This is a genomic window from Neobacillus oceani (assembly GCF_046237595.1).
GTDB classification, from domain to species: Bacteria; Bacillota; Bacilli; order Bacillales; family Cytobacillaceae; genus Bacillus_D; species Bacillus_D oceani.
Genome location: NZ_CP143543.1, coordinates 977,731 through 993,780 on the forward strand (window position 1 = coordinate 977,731; position 16,050 = coordinate 993,780).

A 16,050-nucleotide genomic window follows, 5' to 3' on the forward strand; every position below is an offset into this window, starting at 1 on the left:
TCAGCCATGCCAATCGGCGCCGCCAATTGGCAGATTTTCCATTATATTGACCTTGCTTACCCGATTCTGTACACTAAAGTAAGCAAAAAAGTAAAGGTGGATGAATGTGCGAATTTCTATTACCGGCCTCCGGGATGTAAGGTTCGAGCGGCCGCTGCAGCTGATTGCCAACCTGTTTTTCGAGGAAACCGAAATTCATTTAAATAGAATTCAAGAAGCAGACTTTTTGATTAAATTTACGCTTGAACAAAATGGGGCAGACCTTCATGTTTCTGGCATTTTGGAGAAAGACGGAGAAAACCTTATCAATAAGGCACATCATGCGAGCGTTGGCAAAGCCCTTTCCGAAAAAGAACAATTCAAGGCTATTAAAAATGCCGTGTCGCATGTTTACTTGAAGCTGCTTCAGGATTTGACAGGCATTACCCAGAAGTGGGGCATCCTGACCGGAGTGCGGCCTACAAAACTCCTTCACAGGAAACTGAGGGACGGCACAAAACCCGAGATTGCCCACAGGGAACTTGCCGAGGAATATTTAATTACGCCGGAAAAAGCGGAACTTATGCAGAAGATTGTCGACCGCCAGCTTACTGCGGTTCCTGACCTGTATGATTTGAAAAAAGAAGTCAGCATCTATATCGGCATTCCGTTTTGCCCGACAAAATGCGCGTACTGCACGTTTCCTGCCTACGCCATTAACGGCCGTCAGGGATCAGTCAATTCCTTCCTTGGCGGACTTCACCATGAAATGCGTGCAATTGGCAGCTGGCTGAAGGAAAAAGGAATCAGGATTACGACCGTCTATTACGGCGGCGGGACTCCGACAAGCATTACCGCAGAAGAGATGGACATGCTCTACGAAGAAATGTACACTTCTTTCCCGGATGCGCGCGAAATCAGGGAAATAACGGTTGAAGCCGGCCGCCCGGATACGATAACCCCCGAGAAGCTTGATGTTTTGAAAAAGTGGAACATCCATCGAATAAGTGTGAATCCGCAATCGTATATCCAGGAAACATTGAAGGCGATTGGCCGCCATCATACTGTAGAGGAAACGGTTGTGAAGTTCAACCTTGCCAGGGAGATGGGCATGGACAATATTAATATGGATTTAATTATCGGCCTTCCGGGTGAGGGTACGAAGGAGTTCACTCATACGTTGAACGAAACTGAAAAGCTGATGCCGGAGTCACTGACTGTCCATACACTATCGTTTAAACGGGCGTCGGAAATGACAAAGAACAGGGATCGATACAAAGTTGCGGACCGTGATGAAGTGGAGCGGATGATGGACCTTGCTGAGGAATGGACAAAGAGCCATGGCTACGAGCCTTATTATTTGTACCGCCAAAAAAACATCCTCGGCAATCTTGAGAACGTAGGTTATTCGATTCCCGGCCAGGAAAGCATTTATAACATTATCATTATGGAAGAAATGCAGACAATCATCGGGTTGGGATGCGGCGCCTCAAGCAAATTCGTACATCCGGAAACAGGCGAGATTACGCATTTTGCCAATCCGAAGGACCCGAAATCGTATAACGACAGTTTCGAGCATTATACAAATGAGAAACTGAATATACTTGAAGAGCTTTTTGCTGAAAAGAATGAGCCTGCATCGCTTTGATGCGGGCTCATTTTGCTCCGTTGACAGCTGGTACTGTTCTTTAAAGCAGGGATTAATCTTTAAATAATTAGCAGGGAAATTATACCTATTTGGGTGAACAATCTCTATAATGGAAGTGAAGGAGAATGAAGGAGGGCGTTGAAGTTGCCATTCAATTTTGTTACGGAGAAAGTTGATGTCCATGTCGCTGGGCGTGTCGCAACTGTCAAAATGAACAGGCCAGAAGCTTTAAACGCACTAGATAAGGAGATGATCAAGGGACTAGTTTCTAGGTTAAAGGAAATCAGTGTTTCCGATGATATTGACATCGTTGTCCTGGCCGGTACCGAAAAGGCATTTTCCGCCGGAGGGGATATTAAAGCAATGCTATCCCTTAAGGACGAATATGAGTTCCTTTCAATTATGGATTGCATCAATGAACTTATCATTACCTTGCACAGCCTTCCAAAGATAACAATCAGCGCCATTTCCGGGCCTGCTGCAGGCCTTGGCTTCAGCATCGCTTTGGCGACCGACCATATTATTGCAGACCGGAACGCCAAGTTTGCAATGAATTTCATCGGCATAGGGCTGATTCCCGATGGCGGCGCCCACTTTTTCCTGGCGAAAAGCATCGGGGAAAGGAAAGCAAAGCAGTTGATATGGGAAGGAAAGACAATGTCTTCCGAAGAAGCGCTCGGAAAAGGGCTTGTCCATGAAGTGGCCGATGATTTGGATTCCGCGCTTAAAGATAGGATAGCCTGCTATCTTCAAAAGCCCATCCAGGCAATGATAAAAACGAAGAAAATATTCGCGGAGGTAAACCGGCCCCATTTGTTGAAAGTACTTGAGCTTGAAAAATATGCCCAACGGAAAATGAGGGAAACGGAGGACCATCAGGAGGGAATCCGGGCTTTTACCGAAAAAAGAAAACCGAGATTTGTCGGGAGATAGCCACATGCTTGAGCCTATTGGACACAGGCGGAAAAACGTTTGTAACGTGGACGTTGTCCGCCAATCTTTTTCTCTTCATAGGGATACTCCGCCTCCAACTAAAAAGAAGCCGTGATTCCGGCTTCCATTTGTACTAACTATCATGTATTGAAAAGTCAGGAATGGAAAAGGAGCAGCTTGCCGGCCGGGGAAGTACAGCGATGGGCCTTTTCTAAGAGCCCTTTTTCCTCCAAAGCTTTCCGGCCAATTTCCTTCGCGGAATCGTCATTTTCCGCCTGGAATGATTCATCGAGCAGTTTTTCCCCATTCCGCTCAAATGCAGTCAATTTATAGGTTTTCAACCGTATCCCCCCATGAGCATTCAGTTAGTTCCATTTTTGCATACCCTAAAAAATTCCGCAAAGATTCAGCCCAAAATGAGCAAACCATTCTCTTATAAAACAGAACGTGCATTCGCATTTTTAAGATGGTAGAATAGAAGAAAGAAAAGCCCGGTTCCAGACCGGAATAAGGCGCGGGGCTAAGAAAGGATTGGTTTTTTTATGAAAAAAGTTAGGTTCATCCATGCAGCCGACCTTCATCTTGACAGCCCGATGGCCGGGTTGAGGGATTTGCCGCTCCCAATCCTGAAAAGGCTGCGTGAAAGCACATTTGCCGCGTTGAAGAGGATCGTCGATGCGGCCATCGCGAATGAAGTCGATTTTGTTATCCTCGCAGGGGACCTGTATGACGGGGACGATAGGAGCCTAAAGGCTCAATCACGATTCAGGGCGGAAATGGAACGGCTGTCGGAAAATAACATTGCTGTCTATGCGATTCATGGAAACCATGACCACCTTGGAGGAACATGGGTGAAAATCGCGATGCCTGATAATGTCCATCTATTTGGGACCGAAACAGAGGCTGTCCTACATAAGGCAAGGTCCGGGGCGGATGTTTGGATGTACGGTTTCAGTTATCCGACAAGGCACGTCACGGAAAGAAAGGTATATACATATGAAAAAAAAGCCGGGGGTGATTTCCATATAGGAATTCTCCACGGGAATGATGGCTCAAGTTCAGAGCATGGGAGCTATTGCCCATTTACGGTTGGGGAACTGATTGACAGGCAATTCGACTACTGGGCGCTTGGGCACATCCATAAACGGGCTGTCCTTTCCGAGAGCCCGCCCGTCGTTTATCCGGGCAATATACAAGGCAGGAACCGAAAGGAAACAGGAGAAAAAGGCTGTTATCTCGTTCGGCTTGGGGAGGATGGGGTGAATCTCGAGTTCATCGAGGCAAATGATGTCATCTGGAAAGAAATCGAAATTAGCGCGAAGGGGGCCCGGGATTTTGATTCAATCCTGCGGCTTAGCCTGGACTGGAAGGAAAAGCTGCGCAAGAACGGAATCGGCACCTTGCTATCAATGACATTGAAGGATGTAAACCTTGATAATGAAAGTGAATTGGACAGCCTGCATAGCACCCTCGCCGAGCTTGTCCAGGATGGTGAGGAAGAGGAGAGTTCTTTCGTTTGGACCAATGAAATTGCCATTGTGGAGGAAGCATCATGGAAAAGGGAAGAGCTAGCGGCGGAGGCCGATTTTTACAATGAACTTTTTCAAATGGCCGAGGAATTTGGCGATATTAATGATGTGGTCGAACCCCTTTACGGAAGGCTTCCGGGGAGGAAGTACCTTTCCAGGCTTGGAAAAGAAGAAGGGGCCCGTATCCTTGAAGATGCGGAGCACTTGCTTGTTCATCTCCTTCGGGAAAAGGGATAGGGGGGGTAGAAGTCGATGAGAATTGAAGAATTGCACATATATGGCTATGGAAAGCTTGAGAACACAATTATTTCACGCCTAGGGGACTTTCAGGTGTTTTATGGCGAAAATGAAGCGGGCAAGTCAACAATCATGGCTTTTATCCATGGCATCCTGTTTGGCTTTCCAACGAAGCAGCAGCAGGAGCTTCGCTATGAGCCTAAGGGAGGAGGAAGGTACGGCGGAAAACTGTCTTTGCGCCATCCGGAATATGGGCTTGTGGCCATTGAAAGGATTAAAGGAAAGGCGGCGGGCGATGTTACCATCTTCCTGGAGGATGGGACCTCCGGCGGGGAAGAGCTGTTAAAGGCCCTGCTTGGGAATTTTGATAAAAGTCTGTTCCAGGCCGTTTTTTCTTTCAACCTCCACGGGCTGCAAAATGTCCATCAAATGAAAGATGAAGATATTGGGCGGTTTTTATTTTCCGCGGGTACGCTTGGGACAGACAGGCTGGCAAAGGCGGAAATCGAATTGCAGAAGGAGCTAGAAGCACGTTTCAAGCCCTCCGGTAAAAAACCGGCACTTAATGCAAGGCTGGCAAACCTGCGCGCGCTTGAAACGGAGCTTGGGAAAGCGGCGGAGAAAAATGCACGGTACGGAGAGCTTATCAAGGAACGCGATGCAATCGTAGACGAAATCCGGTCGCTTGGGGAAGAGATTCCCGTTCTTGTCGCCGAAGCTGATAGGCTAAAAGAATGGGAACGGATCGAGGGGATTGCCCGTGAGGAAGCTGCGCTGGCCGATGAGCTGTGCCGTGCTGGGAATGTGGCATTTCTTGCACGGGGGATTGAAAGGCTTGAATCCCTCAAACAATTGCTGACTCCCTACTCGATTCAAATTGAGACGATTAAAGAGCGAAAAGAACTGCTTAAAAAAGAAATTGATTCCATCGTTCTCCATAAGGCCCTGCTTGAAAACGAGGCTGAAGCAGCGGAACTTAACGAACTGATCCCTGTCTATGACCAATCAAGAAGGGAATCCGCCCAGCTTGAAGAAAGGCTTTCCCAGCTTGTGGAGCGTATTGTCATAGCGAAAGAAAAATTGCATCTTGGAATTGATGAGGAAGAGATTGCTACAATTAATACGGACATTTATCTGAAACAGCAGGCGGAAGAAGCGGATGAACGGCGAAAAAGGGCCGCGGCGCTTAAAGTTCAGCTTGAGGCTGATTTTCAGGAGGAAAAGGCCGGTCTTGAACAAGTTGAAAAGGACTTGAGTAATGCAAGGGCGCAGCTTTTACCCCAGGATAAAAGAAGCCGTTTTGAAAAGCTTGCCGAAGCGGGAAACGAGAGCGCTATCCGCGACCAAATTGAAGCATGCAAGGAAAGGATTTCGCTTCTGGAAGAGGCTGTAAAAAGGGAAGAAGGCCATAGGAACCAATCCCGTATGGCCGGTGCTGCGATGATGATCGGGGCGCTTGCCCTGGCTATTTACGGATACATGGGTGGTGAATGGCTGGTGCTTGGGGCCGGAATTATTTTCGCAGGCATCGCAGCCATCGTTTTTGGGAAAAGCCTTTTTTCATCTAGCTCCGCCAAGCCCTCTGAGGAACTTGTCCGGCAAAAAGCAAGAGCAAAACAGCTTGAAGAAGAACTGCTTTCAATAAGGCCGGGAAATGCGGAAGCCGCGGCATCCCAGCTCGAGCAGGATGATATCCAGAGGATGAAGGTGAATAGCCTGATGGCGCGCCTCGAGCAGCAGACCGCCCAATATGAGAAAGTCCTGGCGCGGTTTGACCATTTGGAAAAAGAGGAAGCCTTGCTCAGGGAACAGGTGGACCTGCTTTGCAAGGAACTAAAAATCAGCAGTACGATTGGGAAGCATATGCCGGCAGAGGCATTTAAGATAGTGGAAGAATGTAAAGCAGCCATCCTAGAAAAGAAGCGGATTGAAGGGAAAATCCTGATATTGAAAGAGCGGCAGGCAGAAATTGAAGCGAGGGCTGAAAGGTTGGCCCGACACTTTCCGGAATTACCAGGAAAGGATATCCATCTAGTTGCCCATACTGCCAAGACAGCCCTTGAAGAAGAGAAAAAGAAAGCCATCCTCCTAAACGAGAAGTCCCGGAAGCTCGAGGAACTGGAATATGATTCGACAAAGCTCGAAAAAGAACATGCAATCCATGTCCAGGCCATTCGGGAACTTTTTGTCCAAGCCGGGGTTGATAATGAGGAAGAGTACCACGCCGCAGCCCAACTTGCCATGGCGCTGGATGAGAAGCGGTCAAGGCTGAATGAATTGCGGACTGAACTTTCTTTTTCAATACTTGGAAAAGAAGAGATAGAAGAACTTCTGCCCATCCGGAACGCCTCCGGGCTGGTCCAAGAGGTTAATGAAAAAATCAAGGTTGCGAAACAGGGAATCGAGAGGCTTCAGCAGCGGCTGGCTGAGGTAAGGTATGAGATACAAGTGCTTGAGGAAGGTGGTACTTTTTCGGAATTGCTCCATTCTTTCAAGATGGCCAAATCTGAGTTTGAAGTGGAAGCGAAGGAGTGGGCCGTTTATAAGGTGGCGGAGGAACTTTTGCGAAGAACTACAGGCAGGTTCAAGGAATACCATCTGCCGCGGCTGTTAAAACAGGCTGGGGACTACCTCGGCTTCCTTACCGGCGGGAAATATCGCAGACTATTTCTTGCGCCCTCAGGCACCGGCTTTTTAATAGAGAGGGCGGACAATACAAGATTCGAAGCGAATGAGCTCAGCCAGGCGACAACCGAGCAGGTGTATGTATCACTAAGGCTTGCTCTCGCCGAAACAATCTATGAGAAGTTTTCATTCCCATTTATAATAGATGACAGTTTTGTCAATTTTGACGGGGAACGGACTGATAGGATGATAGAGCTTCTAAAGGGCCTTGATGGGCGCCAGGTACTTTTTTTCACCTGCCATACCCATCTTCTTTCGCATTTCGGCGAAGGCCAGGTTCATCATCTTGCTAGAAACCATGCAAATATTCACAGGTAATCGGCTTTCAGCTATATGGTATAGTTGTAATAACGGGAAGGAGCGACTGAGACGATGGGGAAAAAAATACTGGAACACGAGACAGGGGAACAGGTCGAACAGTTTTTACTGATAAAAAGCTCGGTTAAAGGAATCGCAAGCAACGGGAAACCGTTCCTGACGCTGATCCTTCAAGACAAAAGCGGCGAGATTGAGGCTAAGCTTTGGGATGCCGGGGAGGATGACGAGAGGAATTACTGCGCGCAAAATATCGTAAAAGTGGCGGGAGAAATCCAGAATTATAGAGGGAAGAACCAGCTGAAGATTCGGCAGATTCGCCCGGCTGGCCCGCATGATGCGGTCAAGCTGGATGATTTTCTGGAAACGGCGCCGCTGAGCCAGGAAGAAATGGCCGGCAAGCTAACCCAATATATTTTTGAAATGAAGAATCCGAATATCCAGCGGATTACACGCCATTTGCTTAAAAGGCACCAGCGCGCATTCATGGAATACCCGGCAGCGACAAAGAATCACCATGAGTTCGTTTCCGGGCTGGCCTATCATGTCGTCAGTATGCTCGATTTGGCCAAAGCAATCACCAACCTGTATCCGAGCCTGGACAGGGATTTGCTATATGCCGGTATTATCCTTCATGATATGGGAAAGGTGCTCGAACTTTCAGGGCCAATTTCCGCTACTTATACAATCGAGGGGAATCTGCTTGGCCATATCACAATCATGGTTAATGAGATTGGGAAAGCCTCCGAAGAGCTTGGAATAGCTGGGGAGGAAGTAATGATCCTTCAGCATATGGTTCTTTCCCACCATGGAAAAGCGGAATGGGGGAGCCCAAAACAGCCGTTAATCAAGGAAGCGGAAATTCTCCATTATATTGATAACCTTGATGCCAAAATGAATATGCTCGATGGGGCGCTTGAACGCGTAAAGCCCGGCGAGTTTTCGGAACGGGTGTATGCGCTTGATAACCGCTCGTTTTATAAGCCTGTTTTCCACAAATAAAAGCCTGGAAACGGGCTTTTTTTGTTGGAATATTCCGCCACGACCTGAAATATGAATACAGTAGCGGACAACCATAATAGGGAAAGGAGCAGTGTACATGACCATACCTCTCTGGATTTATGCAATCATTATCGGTATCGCGGTAAGCGCCGGAATGGCAGTGAAAACCGGCAAAGAAGAACGGAAGCTTGAACTTGAAACCATCGAAAAAGAGGGCGAAATCTATATGAAACGCCTGGAACTTGAAAAAGAACGGCGGGGGCTTACAGGGTAGATAGAACGTTAGAGGCCACGAGAGCATAGCGAAAAATATAAACCAAAAAAACCTGCGCAGAGTTCTGCACAGGTTTAATTTATTGTATTGCTTGCCCTCAATCCGCTTGGGGATTATTGTTGTTCGCTTGTTTTGAAGGTGTCTTTCAGATCTTTGTCCTTAACTTTGACATTGGCATCCTTTAATTCACGCTGCATCGCTTCATTGATCATTTCCGGCGTAACTTTCGAGGATTTCACTTCGTATTCAATCTCTTTTTTCATATCTTCATAAGACTTCTTTTCTTTGATGTCAGTAACCTGGATAATGTGGTAGCCAAATTGGGATTTAACGGGTTCGCTGATTTCATCCTTCTTCAGTTTGGCAGCAGCGTTATCGAATTCCTCTACCATTTTTCCCGTGCCTGGCCTGAACCAGCCTAGGTCACCGCCTTCTGCAGCGGTACCAGGGTCAGTTGAGTATTCCTTAGCCAAATCTCCAAATTTCTCGCCTTTATCAAGCTTTTCTTTCACAGTCTTTGCGGTTGCTTCATCCTTAACCAGGATATGGCGCGCCTTAATTTCAGGCTTGTAGTTGTCGTAGTATTCCTTCATTTCCTTTTCGGTCGCTTTTACATCCCTGAGCGCAGCTTTTTCCTGAAGCAGGCCGATCCTGAATGTTTCCTTCAGGTCTGCCTCGCTTTGATATCCGTATTGGGCAATGGCCGCTTCGAAATTAGGGCCAAGGTCATTCTTTAATTCATCAATCTTTTTATTAATTTCTTCATCGGTTACTTTGTATTTGTCGGAAAGGACCTTTTCATAAACAAGCTGCTGGAGTGCTGCCTGGCCAGCCTTGTCCTTCATAAGGTTATACATATCATCTTTTGTAATATTGCCGGCTTTCGTTTCAGCAACAGTTTCTCCGCCATTTCCGTTATCTGCATTATTGCAAGCGCCAAGGGTCAGAACCCCGCCAGTGAGAGCAACGGCAAGCATCCATTTTTTCATGATGTATCTCTCCTAAAAAGTAAATTTCTAGCAGGTTGTTTAACCCACATCCATAACTATATCACAAATGGCCATGAGTTCCAAAAATCTGCGGAGAAAATAATTGGCAGTATCGGATGGGATTTTTACAAGAAATAAAGATAGGTTTAAGGACAACTGCCTATTTCGAAGTGATGCGGAAAGGAATAGTATAAGGTAGCTTTCAGTAAAGGAGGTGCCGTTATGGGCCACGGAGGTTACGGTGCAGGCTTTGCTTTAATTGTCGTCCTTTTCATCCTATTGATTATTGTAGGGGCTGCCTGGCTATAAACAACAGGGACATGGAGGCGGGTAAGCCCCATGTTCCATTGTGTTTAATTGCGCCAACCTTTTTTATGAAAAAAGTACTTCTACATAAGATGAAATCAACAGGATTGTCACCAGTATATTGATTGTCCTAAAAACCCTTTGCTGATTCTCTTCCGGTATTTCCTTTTGGATACAAAGGGAGGTTGTCAACCTATTCACCGAAAATAAGATAATAAATGCAAAAATGATAAAAAAGAAGTTCATCAGGACTCCCCCCTTGCGTATGTCGTGCTAATTTACAATATCAAATAATTTTTAAAAAGGAAAGTTACAAATTCCAGGTTACGTGAGAGGCATCGGACTAATTCATGGTTTACCTAAAACGGGAAAAGGTGAATAATAGAAGGGGACAGGAAGGGAAATGAGGGTTTGGAATGGATGTAAGAGAAATTGCCGAAAAAATGCGGACGCTTGAATACCATCTACGTTTGATGGCCAAGGCACTAGAGAGAACGGAATACCAATTTACGAAACTTGTTGTCGAAAACAATCTTTCCGAACAGGAAACAAAAGAGTTTTTCATATTGTGTGAGAAAATGAACAAACAGATGGAAGAACAAAAAGCGGAAGGTTTTTTGAACTTTCATCCGCTTTTTCAGGAATTCTCATCTTCATTGTCATCAAAGTTAAATCCAAGGGACGTTGTCCGTGCGTGCAAGGACCAAAAACTGTTTCTTTCGTTAATGAATGAATTTAACAAGTACGTTTAATTAAACAACTTCCCTCGACTTGCCATTTTTGCGAAGCTTGCCATCCTCTTCTGTGAATTCACACTCAAGGTTATGGAACGATTTTTCAAAAATCTCCATAAAATCGTCCCCATAAATATTGCGGACAATGGCCATCATTTCAATGATATCCGGGAATTTTCCGTAAAGCTCCCTTAATGGCATCGCTCCTGAAAAAACCGAATTGCTCCCGGGATCATACGATTCCATCAGTTCAAGCAAGATTGATTCGCCCATCTCGGTTAATTGGATATACGTATTCCGCTTATCATTTTCCTTTTTGGAAAATTGCAGCAGCCCTCTTTCTTCGAGCTTTTTGGAAAAATTGAAAGCGGTTGATACATGCATAACACCGAATTTGGCCACATCGGAAATGGACGCACCGTTCAGGTGGTAGGCAATCCATAAAATGTGGTGTTCATTAATGTTTAGATCGTAAGGCTTAATCCATTGCTGCCAATCCTTCTCAACCGATTTCCATAAGGCCTTGCTTAACTGGGCAATACGTTGGCTAAAGAGCATTGCTTCTTTCATGCTATATTGTTTTTCAGCCATTCTTTTCTCACCTCTTAAAAAATGTTGTTGACGAGGCTCCCGGGTGAAATCATGGGACACTGTCCTTAAAGCCATGAGTAAAACTAAGGTCAGGAGGGGCATCCTTGCTCAATTCATTCTTATTTTCTATATTATCATTATGCCAATAAAATAAAAATTAATAAAGATATAAATTTACTAAATTTTTAGAAATTGATAATTTTTTCCGTAAAAAGCAATTTTTTTAAAAAAATCCTTCCTCTGTAGTCGCCAGAAGAAGGACTTTTTTACTAATTGGCGCCTTTTCCGGTTTCATGCGGGGCCAATTCGGCTTCGAGCTGGCTGATCGCCGCCTCAATTTCGCCTAGTTCCTTTTGGATTTCAATCTGCTGCGGCAGTGTTTCGGCCTTCCATTTTCCAATTGCGGTATTTACTTCCCGGATGAAGTGGGAGACATGGACACGGCCTTCCTTTGTCGCGTGCGTCGATGCCTCCTTAACATCCATGATGCTAGCTTTCAAGTCCTTTAATTGGTTAATAAACTGGTCTTTATTCGTTTTTATGGCTTCCCTTGTTTCCTTGCCCGACTGTGGGGCTGCGAAGAGCGTGGCCAACCCTGCGGCAGCGCTTCCAAGAATGAATCCATATAGAAATCTTTTGGCTCCCATCTTATACACCTCACTAAATAAATTGCCTTTCCTATATTTTACACAATTTGAGAATAGCATGACAAATCCAGCCATAGTCTTTAATAGCACAAAACGAGGATGTTAAACCTCCGCGCCGCCTATTAAACTGGTTGGCGGCCAAAAATGAATAAAAGCCAAAGGAGGCTTTTCAGATGAAGGCTGCGGCAATTTTTTTCTTTTTGGGAGGGGCAATGCTAGCGGTGGCGGGCGTGTATCATGTTGCCCTTTACAATAGGCCCGGAATGTATCCCCCGAAACAGCTTTTGAAAGCGCGGGCGATTGCCCTGGCTGCCGGGGCTGGACTCTTTTTCCTATTTGGGATGCTGATTGCTTTTTTGGGATAATGGACAGGAATGGAAAAGCCGGCAATTGCCGGAAAAATCAATTTTTGTACGGATAAAAAAAGAACCCGGCGTGGTGTCCGGGTTCTCGGCTTGTATCATGGTTATTTATGTTCCTGGATCGCAGGTTTCGCAGGTGCGTAGCCGCTCCTTTTCATAATCGACTGGACAATTGGGTAAACAATCACAATGATAACCGTGTTGAGTGCCATAGTAGGGAGAACAACCCCTACAAACAGGGCTCCGAATGTCATTGACCCCGGAAGGCCAGCGAGGAATAGCGCGGAGCCAAGGAATACCGATCCGGAGATGATCGTCCCAACCGCTGTCAACGCGCCAGCACCGATAAGGGTTTGGCCAAATTTCTTAAGGGCGAGGAACAGCCCGTAAAATACAAACGCGGTTACAAATTTGTCAATGATGTTCGGGAACAAACCGGCAGGGAACGTAGTAGTCAAACCAGACAAAACGCCTGTGACAATCCCGACCAGCAGGACGTTCTTTTTATCCGGGAAGAGCATAATTCCAAGGAACATCATCGTCAGCATCATATCCGGCTTCATACCGTTCCCGATTCCCGGGATGACGGCGTGGAGCACCGCCCCGATTCCAATCAATAGGGACAGGATCACAAGGTTCTTCGTATTCATTTCTCATCTCTCCTCTGCTTTGCTAAGCTAATTTTTTGGTTCCTCCTGCAGTGCGCTCGTCGCCTGCAGCGAAAAACTTGTTGCTATTATAGCACAAAAAACACGGCGGTAAAAGGATTAGTTTTCAAAAATTCAGGCAATACGTTTAGCCAATATGTGAGGCGATTGCCTTTGCCATCGCTTGCAAATCATCACCTGTATAGCCGCTTTCATTCGTTTTCCAAACAGCGCCGAAGCCGTCGCCCTGCCCGTATCGTGGAATAAGATGAAGATGGAAATGGAAAACGGATTGGCCGGCTTTTTCGCCATTATTGTTCAGCGTGTTCAAACCGATTGGCGAGTATTCTTCCTTAAGCGCATTTGCGATTGCCGGGACGGCTTTGTAAAGGTTCGCTGCAATCTCGGGAGTAAGCTCATAAATATTTTCTTTATGTATCTTTGGAATGACAAGCGTATGCCCCTTTGTGACCTGGCTGATGTCGAGGAATGCGAGGACATGTTTATCCTCATAAACCTTTGACGACGGAATCTCTCCCTTAACAATTTTGCAGAAAATGCAATTATCCATGCCATACCACACCCTTCAATGTTTTCCAGTATTCTAGCATAAAACCGCAGCAGGAAAAACCATTATGGCCCGGTTCGGGCAAGTTAATCGAAAAGGGCGGAATCCGCATGGAATCCCGCCCTCTTGGAAGGGGAAAATCTTCTTTTTTCGTCCAATCAGGAAGTTTCTTTGACAAACACCTCATTTGGCAATGAAATGTACAGGCTTATGCGGATTCGTCCAAGATGACCATCTCCAAACTCTTATAAGTTGTCTTCAACGTATAAGGCTGTTTGATGTTCTTTGGCAAACACCTCATTTTTTAAAAATGCCGCCTGCGGGTCAGACGGTCCGGTGCTGTTATTGGTCGAAAGGCCTGTGCAAGACAACCATCCCCTCGGTTTGAACGTTTTGAAGCAGCTTATATTGAATCGAAACTGTCTTTGACAGACACCCCTCTTCAATCTGGTTGTAAGCTTGCTCCCCTTCATCAATAGATTGGCCCAAAATGGTCCTGGCTATAGATGGAATCGGTTGCCATTCCAGTTTTAAAGAAAGGGGCCCAAATTTCGCAAGGAGGGGAATTTTTGCTAAAATAGATGGTATTAAGCAAGGAAGGGCGTATACTATGTCTTTATTAACAATTGACGGACTTACAGGCGGCTATACGAAAAATCCTGTCCTGAAGGATGTTTCCTTCGAGGTCGGGGCCGGGGAGCTCGTCGGCCTGATCGGACTGAACGGAGCCGGGAAAAGTACGACCATTAAGCATATTATCGGCCTGATGGAGCCGCATAAAGGCGAAATCAGGATTAACGGCAAGTCTTTTACGGAAAACAAGGAAGAATACCGGAAGCAATTTACTTTCATTCCCGAAACCCCGATCCTTTATGAGGAACTGACCCTTGAGGAACATCTTGAACTGACCGCTATGGCATACGGCCTAAGCAGGGAACTGTATAAAGAACGGATGCCGCTTCTTTTGCAGGAGTTTAGGATGGGGAAAAGGTTCAAATGGTTTCCGGCCCATTTTTCGAAGGGGATGAAGCAAAAGGCGATGATCCTTTGCGCATTCCTTGTCCAGCCGTCTCTTTATATCGTGGATGAGCCGTTTGTGGGCCTTGACCCATTGGGCATCCAGTCGCTATTGGATTTGATGGATAAAATGAAACAGAACGGTGCCGGCATCCTGATGTCGACACATATCCTGGCGACCGCGGAACGGTATTGCGACAAATTCGTCATTCTCCATGAAGGCAGGATCCGGGCAAAAGGGACTCTTGAAGAACTAAGGCGGGAATTTTCCATGCCCGGAGCAACCCTTGATGATATCTATATCCAGCTGACAAAGGAAGAAAGCCATGTTTGACGCGAATAAGCTGTGGATGGAACGTGCCGGCAAAACGATGAAGGAACTGGGCCGGTACCTGAAATATATTTTTAACGGGCACATTGTCATTGTCCTGTTTTTCCTTTTGGGGACAGCCGCATTCTATTACCAGGGCTGGCTGAAAACCGTCGATCCAGGCTTCCCGACGGAAATCATCATGGCCGTAGTTTTTGGGGCGGCGCTCACGTTAAGCCCTGTCTATAATTTCCTGAAAGAGCCTGATAAAGTATTCCTCCTGCCAGTTGAAGACAGGCTTCGGAGCTATTTTCTCCGTTCGGCGGTTGCCAGCGGCGGATTGCAGGGGTATGTGCTTTTAATGCTGTTAGCACTCTTTATGCCTCTGCTTGCCAGGACGACAGAAGCTGGATTGGGCAGTTTTTTGCCGATTATGCTGCTCCTGCTGGCTTTAAAGGCCTGGAACATCGCCGTGGAGTGGAAGGTTGTGTTTTTGGGCGACTTTTCAAAAATAGCGGTCGACAAAGTCATCCGCCTTATTTTGAATGTAGCTTTCAGTTATTTTCTTTTTAGCTGGAATGGCTTTTTGATCCTTGTCCCATTCATCGGAATACTGTTCGCGTATCTAGGCTATCGCCTTTCCGCGGCGAGAGGCAAAGGATTGAAATGGGAAGCTCTCATCGCCGGTGAGGAACGGCGGATGATGGCATTCTATAGGCTTGCGAACATGTTCACTGATGTCCCTCATTTGAAGGAAAGTGTGAAAAGGCGGCGCTGGCTCGACTTTTTGCTTGCAAAAATCCAGTTTGGCGGAAGGCATGCCTCCCTCTATCTGCTCTCACGGACATTTTTGCGCTCCGGGGATTACCTTGGGCTTTCCATCAGGCTTGCGGTAATTGGCGCGCTTGCCATCGCGCTTATTTCCTATTGGCCGGGACAAGTATTTTTCGCTTTGCTATTCCTTTATTTAACCGGGTTTCAGCTCATGCCGCTTGCTTCCCATCATGAAAACTCCTTGTGGGAATCGATCTACCCTGTACCGGATGGAGCAAAAAAGGCGGCGTTCCAGCACGTGCTCGGCCTTGTGTTGGGCGCCCAGGCGGTAGTTTTTGCAGCCGCGATTGCCTTCAGGGGCGAACTGGCCCCCGCGCTTGGAGCGCTTGCCGCCGGAGCACTGTTTGCGTTTGTCTTTGTTCGGTATTACAGTATACGAAAACTCAAAAATTAATTCCCTTTCCAAATGGAAGGGGTTTTTTTGAAAAGTAGTTGAAACCTAG

Annotated in this window: 18 protein-coding genes; 11 read left to right on the plus strand and 7 right to left on the minus strand. The window is 46.4% G+C overall.

The window, feature by feature from the left end; all coding sequences use genetic code 11:
- Positions 1-106: 106 nt before the first annotated feature.
- Both V1499_RS04850 and V1499_RS04855 read left to right on the plus strand, forming a co-directional pair.
- On the plus strand, positions 107-1,627 hold the full coding sequence (locus tag V1499_RS04850) for a coproporphyrinogen III oxidase (protein ID WP_409274244.1): 1,521 nt from the start codon (positions 107-109) through the stop codon (positions 1,625-1,627).
- 144 nt (positions 1,628-1,771) lie between these two features.
- Complete coding sequence (locus tag V1499_RS04855; protein ID WP_409274246.1) at positions 1,772-2,560, plus strand: enoyl-CoA hydratase; 789 nt, start codon at positions 1,772-1,774, stop codon at positions 2,558-2,560.
- Between the two features lie 155 nt (positions 2,561-2,715).
- Here the strand turns inward: V1499_RS04855 and V1499_RS04860 are convergent, their stop codons facing one another.
- A complete protein-coding gene (locus V1499_RS04860; RefSeq protein ID WP_316571184.1) occupies positions 2,716-2,901 on the minus strand; it encodes a YhzD family protein in 186 nt (61 codons plus the stop codon).
- A 201-nt stretch (positions 2,902-3,102) separates the two neighbouring features.
- On the opposite strand from V1499_RS04860, the gene V1499_RS04865 reads away from it, so the two are divergent.
- The 4 genes from V1499_RS04865 to V1499_RS04880 all read left to right on the plus strand — a co-directional run bounded on the left by V1499_RS04865 (position 3,103) and on the right by V1499_RS04880 (position 8,602).
- Positions 3,103-4,326, plus strand: a complete 1,224-nt coding sequence (locus V1499_RS04865) for an exonuclease SbcCD subunit D (RefSeq protein WP_409274247.1) — start codon at positions 3,103-3,105, stop codon at positions 4,324-4,326.
- A 15-nt stretch (positions 4,327-4,341) separates the two neighbouring features.
- Entirely contained in the window at positions 4,342-7,329 is a 2,988-nt protein-coding gene (locus V1499_RS04870; protein WP_409274249.1) for an AAA family ATPase, read from the plus strand.
- 54 nt (positions 7,330-7,383) lie between these two features.
- Positions 7,384-8,328 (plus strand): 3'-5' exoribonuclease YhaM, encoded by a 945-nt coding sequence (gene yhaM, locus V1499_RS04875; RefSeq protein ID WP_409274251.1) that lies wholly within the window; start codon positions 7,384-7,386, stop codon positions 8,326-8,328.
- A 97-nt stretch (positions 8,329-8,425) separates the two neighbouring features.
- Positions 8,426-8,602, plus strand: coding sequence for a sporulation YhaL family protein (locus tag V1499_RS04880; RefSeq protein WP_409274253.1), 177 nt, complete (start codon positions 8,426-8,428; stop codon positions 8,600-8,602).
- Between the two features lie 113 nt (positions 8,603-8,715).
- Here the strand turns inward: V1499_RS04880 and V1499_RS04885 are convergent, their stop codons facing one another.
- Positions 8,716-9,591, minus strand: a complete 876-nt coding sequence (locus V1499_RS04885; RefSeq protein ID WP_409274255.1) for a peptidylprolyl isomerase — start codon at positions 9,589-9,591, stop codon at positions 8,716-8,718.
- A 222-nt stretch (positions 9,592-9,813) separates the two neighbouring features.
- Here V1499_RS04885 and V1499_RS04890 point away from each other — a divergent pair, with 222 nt between their 5' ends.
- Complete coding sequence (locus V1499_RS04890) at positions 9,814-9,900, plus strand: YjcZ family sporulation protein (protein ID WP_316571238.1); 87 nt, start codon at positions 9,814-9,816, stop codon at positions 9,898-9,900.
- A 63-nt stretch (positions 9,901-9,963) separates the two neighbouring features.
- Here the strand turns inward: V1499_RS04890 and V1499_RS04895 are convergent, their stop codons facing one another.
- Positions 9,964-10,143 (minus strand): hypothetical protein, encoded by a 180-nt coding sequence (locus V1499_RS04895; protein ID WP_409274257.1) that lies wholly within the window; start codon positions 10,141-10,143, stop codon positions 9,964-9,966.
- A gap of 170 nt (positions 10,144-10,313) precedes the next feature.
- Between V1499_RS04895 and V1499_RS04900 the strand changes: the two genes are divergently transcribed.
- A complete protein-coding gene (locus tag V1499_RS04900; RefSeq protein ID WP_409274259.1) occupies positions 10,314-10,649 on the plus strand; it encodes a DUF1878 family protein in 336 nt (111 codons plus the stop codon).
- On the opposite strand, the gene V1499_RS04905 is transcribed toward V1499_RS04900, so the two are convergent.
- Together V1499_RS04905 and V1499_RS04910 are read right to left on the minus strand one after the other, a co-directional pair.
- On the minus strand, positions 10,650-11,222 hold the full coding sequence (locus V1499_RS04905) for an HTH-type transcriptional regulator Hpr (protein WP_409274261.1): 573 nt from the start codon (positions 11,220-11,222) through the stop codon (positions 10,650-10,652). It lies immediately after the preceding gene.
- Positions 11,223-11,491: 269 nt separating this feature from the next.
- Positions 11,492-11,869 carry a YtxH domain-containing protein gene (locus tag V1499_RS04910; protein WP_409274263.1) on the minus strand — a complete coding sequence of 126 codons (378 nt, stop codon included), beginning with the start codon at positions 11,867-11,869 and terminating at the stop codon, positions 11,492-11,494.
- A 173-nt stretch (positions 11,870-12,042) separates the two neighbouring features.
- On the opposite strand from V1499_RS04910, the gene V1499_RS04915 reads away from it, so the two are divergent.
- Positions 12,043-12,234: a hypothetical protein gene (locus V1499_RS04915; protein ID WP_316571174.1), complete on the plus strand. Its 192-nt coding sequence runs from the start codon at positions 12,043-12,045 to the stop codon at positions 12,232-12,234.
- Positions 12,235-12,335: 101 nt separating this feature from the next.
- Here V1499_RS04915 and V1499_RS04920 read toward each other — a convergent pair whose 3' ends face one another.
- Positions 12,336-12,881: a tryptophan transporter gene (locus V1499_RS04920; RefSeq protein WP_409274264.1), complete on the minus strand. Its 546-nt coding sequence runs from the start codon at positions 12,879-12,881 to the stop codon at positions 12,336-12,338.
- Positions 12,882-13,026: 145 nt separating this feature from the next.
- A complete protein-coding gene (locus V1499_RS04925; protein ID WP_409274266.1) occupies positions 13,027-13,449 on the minus strand; it encodes an HIT family protein in 423 nt (140 codons plus the stop codon).
- 607 nt (positions 13,450-14,056) lie between these two features.
- Here V1499_RS04925 and V1499_RS04930 point away from each other — a divergent pair.
- Positions 14,057-14,797: an ABC transporter ATP-binding protein gene (locus V1499_RS04930; RefSeq protein WP_409274268.1), complete on the plus strand. Its 741-nt coding sequence runs from the start codon at positions 14,057-14,059 to the stop codon at positions 14,795-14,797.
- Positions 14,790-16,001, plus strand: a complete 1,212-nt coding sequence (locus V1499_RS04935) for an ABC transporter permease (protein ID WP_409274270.1) — start codon at positions 14,790-14,792, stop codon at positions 15,999-16,001. Before V1499_RS04930 ends, V1499_RS04935 begins: the two co-directional genes overlap by 8 nt.
- The last annotated feature ends 49 nt before the right edge of the window (positions 16,002-16,050 follow it).

Bases quoted from the DNA above. Each gene is read 5' to 3' on its own strand.
- V1499_RS04865 (WP_409274247.1), top strand. From the start codon at position 3,103: ATGAAAAAAGTTAGGTTCATCCATGCAGCCGACCTTCATCTTGACAGC.
- V1499_RS04870 (WP_409274249.1), top strand. From the start codon at position 4,342: ATGAGAATTGAAGAATTGCACATATATGGCTATGGAAAGCTTGAGAAC.
- yhaM (WP_409274251.1), top strand. From the start codon at position 7,384: ATGGGGAAAAAAATACTGGAACACGAGACAGGGGAACAGGTCGAACAG.
- V1499_RS04880 (WP_409274253.1), top strand. From the start codon at position 8,426: ATGACCATACCTCTCTGGATTTATGCAATCATTATCGGTATCGCGGTA.
- V1499_RS04885 (WP_409274255.1), bottom strand. From the start codon at position 9,591: ATGAAAAAATGGATGCTTGCCGTTGCTCTCACTGGCGGGGTTCTGACC.
- V1499_RS04890 (WP_316571238.1), top strand. From the start codon at position 9,814: ATGGGCCACGGAGGTTACGGTGCAGGCTTTGCTTTAATTGTCGTCCTT.
- V1499_RS04895 (WP_409274257.1), bottom strand. From the start codon at position 10,143: ATGAACTTCTTTTTTATCATTTTTGCATTTATTATCTTATTTTCGGTG.
- V1499_RS04900 (WP_409274259.1), top strand. From the start codon at position 10,314: ATGGATGTAAGAGAAATTGCCGAAAAAATGCGGACGCTTGAATACCAT.
- V1499_RS04905 (WP_409274261.1), bottom strand. From the start codon at position 11,222: ATGGCTGAAAAACAATATAGCATGAAAGAAGCAATGCTCTTTAGCCAA.
- V1499_RS04910 (WP_409274263.1), bottom strand. From the start codon at position 11,869: ATGGGAGCCAAAAGATTTCTATATGGATTCATTCTTGGAAGCGCTGCC.
- V1499_RS04915 (WP_316571174.1), top strand. From the start codon at position 12,043: ATGAAGGCTGCGGCAATTTTTTTCTTTTTGGGAGGGGCAATGCTAGCG.
- V1499_RS04920 (WP_409274264.1), bottom strand. From the start codon at position 12,881: ATGAATACGAAGAACCTTGTGATCCTGTCCCTATTGATTGGAATCGGG.
- V1499_RS04925 (WP_409274266.1), bottom strand. From the start codon at position 13,449: ATGGATAATTGCATTTTCTGCAAAATTGTTAAGGGAGAGATTCCGTCG.
- V1499_RS04930 (WP_409274268.1), top strand. From the start codon at position 14,057: ATGTCTTTATTAACAATTGACGGACTTACAGGCGGCTATACGAAAAAT.
- V1499_RS04935 (WP_409274270.1), top strand. From the start codon at position 14,790: ATGTTTGACGCGAATAAGCTGTGGATGGAACGTGCCGGCAAAACGATG.